The organism is Ensifer oleiphilus (assembly GCF_013371465.1).
In the GTDB taxonomy this organism is placed as follows: Bacteria; Pseudomonadota; Alphaproteobacteria; order Rhizobiales; family Rhizobiaceae; genus Ensifer; species Ensifer oleiphilus.
On sequence record NZ_JABWDU010000002.1, the window covers coordinates 87,719 to 101,511 of the forward strand.

14 protein-coding genes are annotated in these 13,793 nt (G+C 62.4%); 9 read left to right on the top strand and 5 right to left on the bottom strand.

The window, feature by feature from the left end; genetic code table 11:
* Positions 1-2: 2 nt before the first annotated feature.
* The 4 genes from HT585_RS07150 to HT585_RS07165 all read right to left on the bottom strand — a co-directional run bounded on the left by HT585_RS07150 (position 3) and on the right by HT585_RS07165 (position 3,129).
* Positions 3-335, bottom strand: coding sequence for an XdhC family protein (locus HT585_RS07150; RefSeq protein ID WP_176352276.1), 333 nt, complete (start codon positions 333-335; stop codon positions 3-5).
* A gap of 1 nt (position 336) precedes the next feature.
* A complete protein-coding gene (locus HT585_RS07155; RefSeq protein ID WP_176353221.1) occupies positions 337-1,626 on the bottom strand; it encodes a vWA domain-containing protein in 1,290 nt (429 codons plus the stop codon).
* Positions 1,627-1,628: 2 nt separating this feature from the next.
* On the bottom strand, positions 1,629-2,558 hold the full coding sequence (locus HT585_RS07160; RefSeq protein ID WP_176352277.1) for an AAA family ATPase: 930 nt from the start codon (positions 2,556-2,558) through the stop codon (positions 1,629-1,631).
* 121 nt (positions 2,559-2,679) lie between these two features.
* Positions 2,680-3,129 (bottom strand): flavin reductase family protein, encoded by a 450-nt coding sequence (locus HT585_RS07165; protein WP_246707635.1) that lies wholly within the window; start codon positions 3,127-3,129, stop codon positions 2,680-2,682.
* A gap of 338 nt (positions 3,130-3,467) precedes the next feature.
* Here HT585_RS07165 and HT585_RS07170 point away from each other — a divergent pair, with 338 nt between their 5' ends.
* The 7 genes from HT585_RS07170 to HT585_RS07200 all read left to right on the top strand — a co-directional run bounded on the left by HT585_RS07170 (position 3,468) and on the right by HT585_RS07200 (position 9,504).
* A complete protein-coding gene (locus tag HT585_RS07170) occupies positions 3,468-4,556 on the top strand; it encodes a branched-chain amino acid ABC transporter substrate-binding protein (protein ID WP_176352278.1) in 1,089 nt (362 codons plus the stop codon).
* Entirely contained in the window at positions 4,553-5,560 is a 1,008-nt protein-coding gene (locus tag HT585_RS07175; protein ID WP_176352279.1) for a P1 family peptidase, read from the top strand. The genes HT585_RS07170 and HT585_RS07175 overlap by 4 nt, the downstream gene beginning before the upstream one ends.
* A gap of 74 nt (positions 5,561-5,634) precedes the next feature.
* The gene (gene rpe, locus HT585_RS07180) at positions 5,635-6,312 is read left to right on the top strand and encodes a ribulose-phosphate 3-epimerase (RefSeq protein WP_176352280.1); all 678 of its coding nucleotides are present in this window, start codon (positions 5,635-5,637) and stop codon (positions 6,310-6,312) included.
* A complete protein-coding gene (locus tag HT585_RS07185) occupies positions 6,309-7,052 on the top strand; it encodes a DUF2259 domain-containing protein (RefSeq protein WP_176352281.1) in 744 nt (247 codons plus the stop codon). The genes rpe and HT585_RS07185 overlap by 4 nt, the downstream gene beginning before the upstream one ends.
* The gene (locus HT585_RS07190) at positions 7,049-7,606 is read left to right on the top strand and encodes a hypothetical protein (RefSeq protein WP_246707597.1); all 558 of its coding nucleotides are present in this window, start codon (positions 7,049-7,051) and stop codon (positions 7,604-7,606) included. Before HT585_RS07185 ends, HT585_RS07190 begins: the two co-directional genes overlap by 4 nt.
* 63 nt (positions 7,607-7,669) lie before the next feature.
* Complete coding sequence (purB, locus tag HT585_RS07195) at positions 7,670-8,971, top strand: adenylosuccinate lyase (RefSeq protein ID WP_176352283.1); 1,302 nt, start codon at positions 7,670-7,672, stop codon at positions 8,969-8,971.
* A 227-nt stretch (positions 8,972-9,198) separates the two neighbouring features.
* Complete coding sequence (locus tag HT585_RS07200; RefSeq protein ID WP_176352284.1) at positions 9,199-9,504, top strand: PilZ domain-containing protein; 306 nt, start codon at positions 9,199-9,201, stop codon at positions 9,502-9,504.
* Between the two features lie 57 nt (positions 9,505-9,561).
* Here HT585_RS07200 and HT585_RS07205 read toward each other — a convergent pair whose 3' ends face one another.
* A complete protein-coding gene (locus HT585_RS07205; protein WP_176352285.1) occupies positions 9,562-10,377 on the bottom strand; it encodes a DUF2189 domain-containing protein in 816 nt (271 codons plus the stop codon).
* A gap of 161 nt (positions 10,378-10,538) precedes the next feature.
* On the opposite strand from HT585_RS07205, the gene HT585_RS07210 reads away from it, so the two are divergent.
* On the top strand, positions 10,539-11,093 hold the full coding sequence (locus HT585_RS07210; RefSeq protein ID WP_176352286.1) for an RBBP9/YdeN family alpha/beta hydrolase: 555 nt from the start codon (positions 10,539-10,541) through the stop codon (positions 11,091-11,093).
* A gap of 91 nt (positions 11,094-11,184) precedes the next feature.
* Positions 11,185-13,737, top strand: a complete 2,553-nt coding sequence (locus HT585_RS07215) for an EAL domain-containing protein (protein WP_176352287.1) — start codon at positions 11,185-11,187, stop codon at positions 13,735-13,737.
* Positions 13,738-13,793 lie beyond the last annotated feature (56 nt).

Consider the following 13,793-nt stretch of genomic DNA (forward strand, 5'->3'; position numbering starts at 1 on the left):
GCTCAGCCGTCAACCCGCTCGACAAGCACCCGGATCCGGCCGCCACAGGAAAGACCGACACGCCATGCGGTCTCGTCGGCTACGCCAAATTCAAGGATTTTTGCCTTGCCGGTCTCCAGAATATCCGCCGCTTCGCTGATCACCGCACCCTCGACACATCCGCCGGAAACCGAACCTTCGAAATTGCCGGCCCCGTCGATCACCAGATGGCTGCCGACCGGGCGCGGTGCGGACCCCCAGGTTTCGATCACCGTTGCAATTGCCACTTGGCGCCCTTCGCCAACCCAGGCTTCGGCAACCGCGAGTGGATCGAGGGTATCGACCAATGCCTGCATGTCACGTCCTCCCAGCCCGGCCACCCAGCACGGTGCGATGCTCGTCCATGAACCGTCGAGGGTCGGCCTCCCGCGACCTCTGGCCCGACAGCGATTTGACGAGCTCGCCCACTGACTCAAGATTGTGCACGGCCCGGAATTCGTCAACATGCGGCAGCATCGCTTTGACGCCGCGAGCCCGTGCCTCGAAGCCGTCGAATCGCAACAGCGGATTGAGCCAGATCAGTCGACGGCAGGAGCGGTGCAGGCGGTCCATCTCCCGCTCCAGCTCCAACGTGTCGTCCCGCTCGAGCCCGTCGGTGATCAAAAGCACGATGGCGCCCTGTCCCAGCACCCGCCGCGACCAGCGTCGGTTGAACTCATGCAGGGTTTCGCCGATGCGCGTGCCCCCGGACCAGTCCTTGACCGCAGAGATGCATTCGTCGAGTGCGACATCCGGGTCGCGGTTTCGCATCGGCCGCGAAACATTCGTCAGCCGCGTGCCGAAAAGGAAGGTGTGAACGCGCTGGCGCTTTTCACTCAGCGCATGGAGGAAATGCAGAAAGATGCGGGTGTATTGGCTCATCGACCCGGAAATGTCCGCAAGCACGACCAGCGGCGGGTGAACGAGCCGCCGTTCGCGAAAGCGCGGCAGGATCAGTTCGCCGCCGAAGCGCATGGCGTCGCGCATCGTCGCGCGCGGATCGATGCGGATCTGCCGCGAGGAGGGCCGGTATCGGCGGGTGCGCACCTGGTCGAGCGGCAGCACCAATGACGATAGCGCTCGCCTCGCCTCGGTGATCTCGGCCGCGGTCATCTGGGCGAAATCAGCCTTTCGGAAAAGCTCCCGGCCCGAAACGGTATAGCGGGCGTCGACCTCGATCTCCGGTTCCTCGCGCGGCGGCCGGGCGTGATCATGGCCGGACATCAACGCATCGCTGACACGCGTCTCGCCTGCCCGTCGCCGCTGCCGCTCGCTGTCGCGTTCCGGTGCGAGCGGAGACATCATCGCGATCATCTTCTCGACCAGGCCGCGCGAACGCCAGAACAGCCGAAAAGCCTCGTCGAACACCGGCTGATCCTCGTGGCGCTTGACGAAAATACACTGAAGGGCCGCGTAGAATTCGTCGCGGGCACCGATGCCGATCAGCGTGACCGCATCAATGGCGTCGGCCACTGCCCCAGGCCCGACCTTCATCCCGGCGCGCCGCAGGGCGCGGGCAAAGTACACGATGTTATCGGCGAGCTTTCCGTCGCCGGGCGGGATCGGCGGGAGAATGGCACCATCAGGCGGATGTTCTCCCGGCTCCATGGTCAACCGGCCGCCAGCAGTTCGGCCTTGACCTCGGCGAGCAGCTTGCGCCCTTCGGCGCCGTCGATCCTGGCGATGTCGTCCTGATACTTCAGCAGCGTGCCCAGCGTATCGGCGATCGTTTCGGGGTCGAGCGCGAGCCGGTCAAGCTCGGTCAAGGCTGTTGCCCAGTCGATCGTCTCAGCGACGCCGGGGTTCTTGAAAAGATCGATCGTACGGAGTCGCTGCACATAGGCGATGATTTCGCGCGACAGCGCCGCGTTGCAGCCCGGAACCTTGCGGCGGATGATTTCGAGTTCCTGGGTCGCCTTGGGATAATCGACCCAATGATAGAGACAGCGTCGCTTCAAGGCGTCGTGGATCTCACGCGTGCGATTGGTGGTGATGATGACAACGGGCGGCTCAGTGGCGCGGATGGTGCCGAGTTCCGGAATGGTCACCTGGAAGTCCGAGAGGACCTCGAGCAGGAATGCCTCGAAGGCTTCGTCGGTGCGGTCGAGCTCGTCGATCAGAAACACCGGTGCCCGGCCGCTCTCACCGGAAATGGCCTGAAGCACCGGGCGCCGGATGAGAAATCGTTCCGAGAATATGTCGCTTTCGACCCTGCGCCTGTCGACTGTTCCGGCCGCTTCCGACAACCGGATCTCCAGCATTTGCGCCGGGTAATTCCACTCGTAGACGGCCGAGGCGACATCCAGCCCCTCGTAACACTGAAGGCGGATCAAGGGGCGATCAAGGGCGCGGGCAAGCACCTTCGCAATCTCGGTCTTGCCGACACCGGCCTCGCCTTCGAGAAAGAGCGGGCGCTTCATCCTGAGCGCCAGAAACAGCACCGTCGCCAATGCCGTACCGGCGAGATAATCCTGTGCCTCAAGCATCGCCATCGTTTCGTCGATGGATTGGGGCAATACGCCTGTCGCCGGTGCCGCCATGCATCCTCCGCCACGGCCAGTTTCAGTCACTAGGAAGCGTCTTAGAGATGATCTCTTATATCATCTACTTGCAGAAATTTTCTCATGTTCTCGTAGAGGACGTGTCGCCTCTCTTGAGAACCTACAGCGAGTGATATCCGCGGTCTACATAAATGAGCGGCGGACGCGTCGGGCCGAGCGCGACGTCGACGACCTCGCCGAACAGCACCAGATGCGTTGCGATTGTCTTGACCTCGATCAGCCGGCAATCGAACGCGGCCGTCGCATTGACGAGGATCGGTGAACCGGTTGCCAGTTGCGTCCATTGCCCGAGAGCGAAGCGGCGGTCCATGTCGAGCTGGTCGCGGCCGGAAAAGGCATGGGCAAGCGCACGATGCTCGTCGCCAAGCAGGTTCAGGGCAAAGCTGTCGCCGCGCACGAAGATGTCGTTGCGCGGGTTGGCGCCGTTAAGGCAGACGAGGACGGTCGGCGGACTGTCGGAAACCGAACAGGAGGCCGTGACTGTCACGCCGCGGCGCTCGCCACCATTGGCGGCGGTGATGAGCTGCACGTGGCCAGCCAGGCGGCTCATCGCGTCGCGATAACTTATCGGGTCCAGTCGGGTTCTCTCCAACACATCTCTCTCCGGGCGATGTCAGGCACATATAGCCGCTGGTGGAAAATATGAAACCCGCCGGACGGAGATTCTTGCAGATGCGCGACATGGCCATGGCGCGGATCGGATGGCGGTTGTTTCCACTCGCATCTTTTCCTTTGACGCCGGTGGCCACATCCTTAAAACATGCGGCAACGACAGCGCCGCGGGTGATGAAGGTCACGCCGAGGAAAGCGGTAGCCTTTTTAGACTCGCTGCATAACCGCTCCTTGAAACCATTCCGGGCTTGGAATTATGCAGCAGCGGGGAATTGCATGCTTCGATCGATCGTTTTGAGCCTCATCGTAGCGGGAATGGCACAAGCCGCACCTGCCGCCGCTGCCGGTGTCAAGGTTGCGGTCGTCGCACCCGTCGAAGGGCCGTTCGCCTTGCTCGGCAAACAGATCATCGATGGCGCCTCCTTCCAGGCGAGCGATCGCGGCAGCGAAATCGTCGTCATCCCGGAAACTTGCGATGCGGCTGGCGCTGATGCGCTGACCAAGGCTCTTCTGGCGGCAGGCGTCGAGGCGGCCATCGGCTTCCTCTGCACCGAGAGCCTCCAGGCGACACTGCCGGCACTCGCAGAGGCCAACATCCCAGCGATGACGCTGAGTGTGCGCTCCGACATCCTGATGGAGGACGTGCTCAAGAAGAATTGGCCGCTGTTCCGCCTGGCGCCCAGCGGCAAGGCCGAATCCGCAAGCATCGTTGCCGCCATTACCGCGCTTTGGAAGGACAAGCCGATCGCCTTGATCGACGACGGCACCATCCATAGCCGCGAACTGGTCGAAAGCGTGCGCACAGCGCTTAGCGAAATAGGGCTGACACCGGTCTTCACGGATGCCTATCGCCCTGCACAGGAGCAGCAGGTCAGTCTCGTACGCCGCCTCGTCAAGAGCGGCGCCACCCATGTCTTCACCGGTGGCGACCGGCAGGATACCGCCGTGATCGCGCGCGATGCGACGGAGGAAGGCGCAAACCTGACCCTGCTCGGCGGCGATACGTTGAACGCAGCCGACGTGAGCGTGCCGCTGGCCGATGGCGTTCTGGCTGTTACATTGCCCGATGCGGCACAGTCGGCCGAAGGCAAGCCGGTCGCCGACGCCATGCGTGCAGCCGGTATCGAGCCGGAAGGCTACGTGCTGCCGGCATTCGGCGCCATGTCTGTGTTGGAACAGGCCAAGGACCAGGCTGAGAAGGACGAAAAACCGTTGTTGGAAGCCCTGCTCAATGGACCCTACCCGACCGTCCTGGGGCCGATAGCTTTCGATGCCGGGCATGAGCGCGCCGATAATCCCTATCGGTTGATGCAGTGGCAGGCCGGTCGCTTGGTGCCGGTTGCGGACCCTGCCGGAGCGCAATGATGTTGCCGGGCCCGCGCAACCTCATCACCGATGTCGCCGGTCTTTCCGCCGGCAACGCCGAAGACCATCGTTTGAAATCCGGCGTAACCGCCATCGTTTGCGATCCGCCGGCAACGGCTGCCGTTCAGGTGCTCGGCGGCGCGCCCGGCACGCGCGAAACGGATCTGCTCGAGCCGCACAACACCGTGCAGACGGTCGATGCGATCATTCTGTCAGGTGGTTCGGCTTTTGGGCTGGATGCCGCCTCCGGTGCGCAGGCGGCGCTCAGGGAGATGGGGCGCGGATTTGCCGTCGGGCCGCACCGCGTGCCGATCGTACCGTCGGCCATTCTCTTCGACTTGATCAACGGCGGTGAGAAAGATTGGAGCAAGTTTCCGCCCTATCGCGACCTTGGCTATGAAGCCGTGCGCAAGGCCGGCCCGGGCTTTACGACGGGTTCGGCGGGCGCCGGCACCGGCGCCCTGACCGCGACATTCAAAGGTGGTCTCGGCTCCGCCTCGATCGTGCTGCCGAACGGGATCACCATCGGCGCGCTCGTTGCCGTCAACGCACTCGGCTCGGCGACCGTCGGCGGCACCCGGCATTTCTGGGCTGCTCCCTTCGAGAAACTCAAAGAGTTCGGCGGGCTCGGTCTACCCCATCCCCTGCCGGCTGATGCATCCGATATCCGCACGAAACTGCGCCCCAACCTGTCGGCAGCCGCCAACACGACGATCGCGGTCATCGCCACCGACGCGGTTTTGACGAAGGCTGAGGCCAAGCGGCTCGCCATCGCGGCGCATGACGGTTTCTCCCGGGCATTGTGGCCGGCGCACACGCCGCTCGACGGTGACCTGGTCTTCGCGCTGGCGACCGGCGCAAGCGGCAGGACATTGGAGCTCGAGGATTTCATCGACCTCGGCGCGGCTGCCGCGGCGACGATGGCGCGTGCGATCGCCCGCGGCGTTCATGACGCGACACCTGCGGAAAACGATCCATTGCCGAGCTGGTCGAGCCGCAGATAAAGCGCGATTGCCACCGCGCATGTTGTTTGCGCGGCTGCGGAGTGCTATTGCGCGGGAAACAGCCGGAGCTTCCCATGACCCATCCCATCCGCATTGCACCGTCGATCCTGGCGGCCGATTTCTCCAAGCTCGGACAGGAAGTCCGCGATGTCGTGGATGCCGGCGCGGACTGGATCCATCTCGATGTCATGGACGGCCACTTCGTGCCCAACATCACCTTTGGGCCCGACGTGATCAAGTCGCTGCGACGCTATACCGAGGCGACCTTCGATTGCCACCTGATGATCTCGCCCGCCGATGGTTTCCTCGAAGCCTTTGCCAAGGCCGGTTGCGATATCCTGACGGTTCATGCCGAAGCCGGGCCGCACCTGCACCGCTCGCTGCAGACCGTTCGCTCGCTCGGCAAGAAGGCGGGTGTCTCGCTCAATCCCGCAACGCCGGAAAGCGCCATCGAATATGTGCTCGACACCGTCGACCTGGTGCTGGTGATGACGGTCAACCCAGGTTTCGGCGGCCAGAAGTTCATCGACGCGACGGCGGAAAAGATCCGCCGGATCAAGGCGATGATCGGTGACCGGCCGATCGAGATCGAAGTCGACGGCGGCATTTCACCGGAAACGGCAGCAATCCCGGCCGGCGCTGGCGCAAACGTGCTCGTCGCCGGTTCTGCGATCTTCAAGGGCGGTTCGGTCGAGGCCTATCGTTCGGCCATCCAGGCGATCCGCGCCCCCGCCGAAAAGGCCCGCCGATGACGGCGCGCCTGGCGACGTCAGGGCTGCTTTTGGGGGCGGTTGCGCTTGTGGCGTCGCAGGCGTCGGCCGGTGACTACGCAGCCTTCCAGCCAATCGGTTTTTCGTCCGACGGCAATGTCTTCGCTTTTGAGGAATACGGCGTTCAGGACGGCTCTGGTTTCCCCTATTCGACCATCTATGTCATCGATACGCGCAATGACACGTTCATGCCGGGCGCGCCCGTGCGCGCCGTCGGTCGCGAGGACGGCGCTCCGCTGCACCGGACGAGACACGAGGCGCATCGCCGCGCAGCCCCCTTGATCGATGCCTACAGGCTGGCCGATGCGCCGGGCCTGCTTGCGGCCTACAATCCGATTACGGAAGCCAACGCAACGCCGCTGGCGCTGACTTACGATGCCTTTCCAGCTGACGACGCTTTCCGCGAGACCTACAGCCTGAAACTCGAGGAAAAGAGCTTCGAACCGGGCGGGCTGTGCAAGGATTTTCTGAAAGAGGTCAAAGGTTTCCGCCTGTCCATGACGATGAAGGCTGGAAAGCCGGCAGCCGACGTGCTTCAGGACGATACGCGCGTACCGGAAAGCCGCCGTTGCCCGACGGGTTACCGCATCGGTGGTGCGATGACCCATATGAACGACGACGGCACGCAGACCCATGTTGTGATGATGCTGGTCAAGTCACTCGGGTTTGAGGGTACGACCGATGGACGATGGATTGCGGTTCCGACACGGATAGCAAAATGAATGACACGGGCGCCGGGGCTGACGTGAAACCAGCATATGCTGCACCGGCCCCGAAACGCTCGCGGTTCGTGCGGGCATTCCCGTCCGCATCAGAACTTGTTTTCGGCACCCCAGCGTGGGGCTTGCTGATGGTCGCTTCCGCCTGGGCTGCGCTCTGGCTGCGCGAGGGCGGCCTGACCTTTCATCTGACGGAATTGCTGGTCATGTATGGCCTGGGGGGTATGCTGGCCTGGCCGCTTGCCGTTTTTCTCGCGCGTTTCGCAACGCTTGGCCGTCCCGCCGAGACCCGGTTCGCCGCTTATCTGCTGTGCCTGTCACTCGGCACGATCGCAGTGACAGCGATGCTGTTTGCGCTCGACTATCGCGTCTTCTACGCGCGCTGGCATGCCGATACAGGTACTCGGACCTGGCTCTACCAGTTCGCGTTCACGTCGCTTGTCGCTTTCTACCAGTTCCTGGTGCTGGGCGTTCGGCTCTATCTTCCCGTCGGCGGCGCCGCACTTCTTGCTGTCAGCCTGTGGCTTGCAAGCGCGCAACCGCGTCAACAACGTTGAGCTTGCCGGGCATCTTTGCTAGAGGCACAGCCATCCTCCACTGATGACGAAAGCTGAGAGCCCATGATCCCCCGTTATTCCCGACCGGAAATGGTGGCCATCTGGTCGCCGGAAACCAAGTTCCGCATCTGGTTCGAGATCGAGGCCCATGCCTGCGATGCGCTGGCCGAAATCGGCGTGATCCCGAAAGATGCCGCAAAGACGATCTGGGAAAAAGGTGGCGCCGCCACGTTCGACGTCGATCGCATCGATGAAATCGAAGCCGTCACCAAGCACGACGTGATCGCGTTCCTGACGCATCTGGCAGAGTTCGTCGGTCCGGACAGCCGCTTCATCCATCAGGGCATGACGTCCTCCGACGTGCTCGACACCTGCTTCAACGTCCAGCTTGTGCGCGCGACCGACCTGCTGCTGGCCGATATGGACAAGCTGCTGGAAGCGCTGAAGCGCCGCGCCTTCGAACACAAGGACACGGTCACGATCGGCCGCTCGCACGGCATCCATGCCGAGCCGACGACCTTCGGCGTCAAGCTGGCGCTCGCCTATGCCGAGTTCGACCGCTGCAAGCAGCGCCTGATCGCGGCCCGTGAAGAAATCGCGACCTGCGCCATTTCCGGCGCTGTCGGCACCTTCGCCAATATCGACCCGCGCGTCGAGGAACACGTCGCCAAGGCGCTTGGCCTGAAGCCGGAACCGGTGTCCACCCAGGTCATCCCGCGCGACCGCCACGCGATGTATTTCGCCACCCTCGGCGTCGTCGCTTCCTCGATCGAGCGCCTGGCAACCGAAATCCGCCACCTGCAGCGCACCGAAGTCCTCGAAGCGGAAGAGTATTTCTCGCCGGGACAGAAGGGCTCTTCGGCGATGCCGCACAAGCGCAATCCGGTCCTGACGGAAAACCTGACGGGTCTTGCCCGCATGGTCCGCGCATTCGCCATTCCGGCAATGGAAAACGTGGCCCTCTGGCACGAACGCGATATCTCACATTCCTCGGTCGAGCGCATGATCGGCCCCGATGCGACGGTGACGCTCGACTTCGCGCTGGCGCGCCTGACCAACGTCATCGACAAGCTGCTCGTCTACCCGGACAACATGACCAAGAACATGAACAAGTTCCGCGGCCTCGTTCACTCGCAGCGTGTCCTGCTCGCCCTGACGCAGGCCGGCGTGTCGCGCGAGGATGCCTATCGTCTCGTTCAGCGCAATGCGATGAAGGTCTGGGAACAGGGCAAGGACTTCCTTGAGGAGCTGCTTGCCGACGCCGAGGTCCGCGCGGCCCTGTCGGAAGCCGACATCCGCGAAAAGTTCGACCTCGGTTACCACACCAAGCACGTCGACACGATCTTCGGCCGGGTGTTTGGCTGACGCACGCCGCGCAAAGCTGCGCTGCGGCTTTTGCGACCACAGACGCAAGACATAAGAGCCGGGCGCGCAAACCGCCCGGTTCGTGTGAGAACCAGCACGTTTCTGTTGTGGTTCGCTAATGTGCCCGCATTTGATGCAATTCGCTCGAATGCGGGCTTTTTTGTTAGCGAGGAATTCAATCTTTGCGTGAGATGATCGAGGCTGATCAATCCAGATCGAGGGTTCACATGGCCTACAAGGACAGTGTTCAGCGCACGGCAGCGCGCACGCAGACGAAGATTACCGGGACGGTCACCGTCAAGACCGGCGCAAGCAACGGTATCGTCACGGATCTTTCCGCCGAAGGCATCTGCTTTCAGCTCTATTTCGACATCAATGCACGAACTGGGCAAGAAGTGACGATCCGCAGCGAAGAGCTCGGATTCCTGACCGGAATGGTGCGCTGGTATCGCGGTGACAAGATCGGCATCAAGCTCAATCTCTCGTCGAACACAGCCGCCCAGATTTCCTCCTACTACAAACATTTCAAGTAGGATCGAGCGATCATTGCGCGAGAAAGGGCCAGCCTTCCGTGGGCTGGCCTTTTGTCGTTATCGTGGCCGGTTGCGAACCTGAGGCTCAACCATCTTGCGATACATGTGCCATGTCGCGTGGCCGAGGATCGGCATGATCACGGCGAGGCCGACAAAGACCGGGATCGACCCGATCAGGAGGCCGGCCGCGACGATCAGGCCCCAGAAGGCAACCGGTATGGGGTTGACGAGGGTTGCGCGGATCGAGGTCTCGACGGCAGCCACCGCGCCGACGTCACGATCGATCAGCATCGGGAACGACACCACGCTGATCGACAGCACGATGACGGCAAAGACGAAGCCGACGGCGTTGCCGACCAGGATCAGATTCCAGCCCTGCTCCGTGCTGACGATGCCGTTCCAGAAGGCGGCGAGCGACGCCGGCGGTTCGGCGCCGAAGATCCGGACGTAGAGCGCCTGTGCGACCAGTAGCCAGGCGATGAAGATGACAAAAAGCATCGCCGCGACGGCGATGATGGATGGCAGCGCCGGAGAACGATGCAGACGGAGCGCATGAGGCCAGGATGTGTCCATGCCGAGTTCACGCCGTCTGCTGATTTCATAGAGCCCGATCGCGGCGACCGGCCCGATAAGGGCAAAGCCGGATGCAAGCGGATAGAGCAGCGGCAGCATGTTGGCGCCCGCGCTCCATGTCATGAGCACGGCGCCGGCGATGGGGTAGATCAAGCAGAGAAAAACATAGTGAGACGGCTTTTCGCGAAAGTCGTTGAACCCGAGGCGCAACGCGTCCATCACGTCCGCCAGGCCGATCTTTCTTATTCCGGGATGGGCGACGTTAGCGTCCGCTCCCGACAGAACATGGAATGTTGTCATGGCTCACACTCCTCAACCACCACAGGGCGGCCACGGACCAGCGACAACGGCAAAACTCGAGCCGCATCGACCGCGACCTGCATTGTCGATTATACATAAAATGCGGCCTCTGTCGCCTACGCCTTGACTTCGACGATTTTCGACGCCACATCGCGGCCATTATGAAACTTTCCGACGCCCATATCCTGATCGTTCCCGGTTACACCAATTCCGGCCCTGACCATTGGCAGTCCCGCTGGGAGCGAAAAATGTCCACCGCACGCCGCGTCGAGCAGGCCGAGTGGGCCAAGCCAGTTCGCGAGGATTGGGTGGCGCGCATGGTGGAAGAGGTCAACGCCGCCGAAAAGCCGGTGATCATCGTGGCCCATTCGCTCGGCGTCGCGACCGCAGTCCATGCCCTGCCCCATTTTGAGAAGAAAGTCGCCGGCGCTTTCCTGGTCGCCCCGCCGGATGTTGCCAACGCGGCGATCCGACCGAAGCACCTGATGACGTTCGGCCCCTATCCGCGCGACCCGTTGCCGTTCCCGTCGCTGATGGTCGCAAGCCGCAACGACCCGTTCGGTTCCTATGAACATGCGGACGAGATTGCGCGATCCTGGGGTTCGTTGCTGGTGGACGCCGGGGAATCCGGCCATCTCAATACCGAGTCCGGGCACGGCCCCTGGCCGGAAGGCACGATGGTCTTTGCACAGTTCCTCAGCCGTCTTCAGCCCTGACCCCTACTGCGAATAAGACGACTCGGCATTAATCCGAAGTTCATGGTCCGCGATCATGATCTGCCGGCAACAATGCTGGATCGTGGGATACGTGACAGGACCGAAAGATCCCATCAAGGGTGAACGCCGCGTGCTGGCGAAGCCGAAAATTCTGACACAGTCGGCGCTGGACCAGCTGCCGATGGCAGCCCTCGTTGTCGACGAGGAAGGGAAAATCGTTTCGGCGAACCCTTATCTCTGTGACCTTCTTCGCCTGCCGCCGTCTGAGTTGCTCGACCGGTCTATCCATGAAATCGTTCATGCCGACGACCATCACCTGCTGGCCTCAGCGGCGATGTCACAAACGTCCGCGTCCGCCCAGACAATCCGCTTGCATGGCGCAGACGACACCGTTTCGGTGGTATGCACCTCTTCGGCAATCGCAAACAACAGTTTGCTGCTGATGCTCCCGGTCGACCACCTGATCTGCGAGATTGCCGGGCTTCGCAACGACGAGACGCGATGGAAATATGCTCTGGATAGTGCGCTCGAAGGCGTCTGGGACCACGATTTTTCGACCGGAAACCTCTTCTATTCCGCGACATGGAAGCGTCTTCGCGGCATGGCGGAAGATGCCGTCGTCGACGGCTCGCTCGATACCTGGATTGAGAACGTGCATCCGGACGATCGAGCCCACGTCCTGGCCTCGATCGAACGTCAGGACACTGGGCAGGTCACCTACAACACATTCCAGTACCGCGAACGCCATGCGGACGGTCACTGGGTGTGGATCGAAAGCCGAGGTGCGTCCGTCGCATACGGGCCGGACGGCAAGCCCAGCCGCATCATCGGCACCGACACGGATATCACCCCACGAAAGGAGGCCGAAGCGCGCCTTGAGGAAATCTCGCGGCGCCTGAGGCTTGCGCTCGACGTTTCGAAGATCGGTGTTTTCGACCACAATCTCGAAACCCAGGAGACCATCTGGGATGAACGTATCCTGGCCATCTACGGTCTCAATCCTGATGACGGCGCACCGAGCGGCGGCAGCTGGGAGGATATGCTGCATCCCGATGACCGCGAGATGGCGATTGCGCGCGTCAACCAAGGCGTTGCGGCGGGGGCGCCCTTCACCAATGCCTTCCGCATTATCCTGGCGGATGGTGAAATCCGGCACATTCGTGCCAACACCGCATTTTACGTCGACCGCGACGGCACCCGCAAGCTGATCGGGGCCAATTGGGACGTGACCGAAGACATCGCGCTGCAGGAGGAACTGCGCAAGGCCAAGGCCGCAACCGAGGCCCGCAACCGCGAGCTCGAGGAAGCGCGCATCCGCATCGAATACAATGCACTGCACGACTATCTGACGGATTTGCCGAACCGGCGTTATCTGGACCAGATTCTGGCTGACGACCCGACGCTCAACGCCATCCTCCATCTCGACCTCGATCGTTTCAAGCAGATCAACGACACGCTGGGGCATCAGGCCGGCGATGCGATGTTGACCCATGCGGCCGCGATCTTGCGGTCTCATGCCGACCAGGACGATTTCATCGCCCGCATCGGCGGCGACGAATTCGTCATTCTTTGCCGGCGCGGCCGCAGCCTCGACGAGCTCGGCGATCTCGCTGCCCGCATCGTACACGCCTTCCGGCGCCCCATCCCTTACGACGGCCAGCTTTGCCGGCTTGGCGCCAGCATCGGCATTGCCTGGAGGGGCGAGAGCGACACGGATCCCAAACAATTGCTGATGAATGCCGATATCGCGCTCTATCGAGCCAAGAGCCTTGGCCGTGATCGCTTCGAGGCGTTTTCAGAGCAGATCCAGAACCAGATCCTCAGCGCCAAGCGAACCGGCGACGATATTCGCCAGGCGATCGAGGAAGGGCAGTTCGTGCCCTACTACCAGCCGCAATTCGACGCCCGCTCACTGGAACTCACCGGCGTCGAGACCCTGGTGCGATGGGACCATCCTGAACGCGGCATCCTCGCCCCGATCCATTTCTTGAAGGTGGCCGAAGAGATCAACGCCCTGCCCGCGATCGACAAGAACATCGTCGAGATGGCCTATGCCGATTTTGAAGCCTGGCGCCGTGCCGGTCTGGTGGTGCCGAAGATTTCGGTCAACGTCTCCTCGCGGCGGCTGCGCGACCAGAGCCTGATCTCCGACCTTCGCGCCATGCGCATTCCACCCGATGTCATGTCGTTCGAGCTTTTGGAATCCATCTTCCTCGATGATCTCGAAGACGAGATTGCCGAGACGATCGCTGCGCTCAACGCACTCGGCATCGAGATCGAGATCGACGACTTCGGCACAGGCCACGCCTCGATCATCGGCCTGCTCAACCTCAACCCGGCCCGCCTGAAGATCGACCGGGCGCTGGTGGGACCGATCACCGAAAGCGCCAAGCAGGCCAAACTCGTCCGCGCCATCATCGACATCGGCCACTCGCTCAACATCAAGGTGGTGGCGGAGGGCGTCGAGACCTGGGAGCATGCGGCGATCCTGAAGGATCTTGGCTGCGACATTCTGCAGGGCTACGCGCTGGCAAGGCCGATGAGCCGTCAGGATTTCGAGGACCGTATCAAACGCGGCTGGAAACCCTCGCCGCAAGGCGATGCGACGGCGCAGAAGCGGCCGCGCATAAGGGCCGCAAAATAAAACGCCGCCCGGCCTTTCGGCCGAGCGGCGATGTCTGGGTCTTCTGTCTGCCAGAA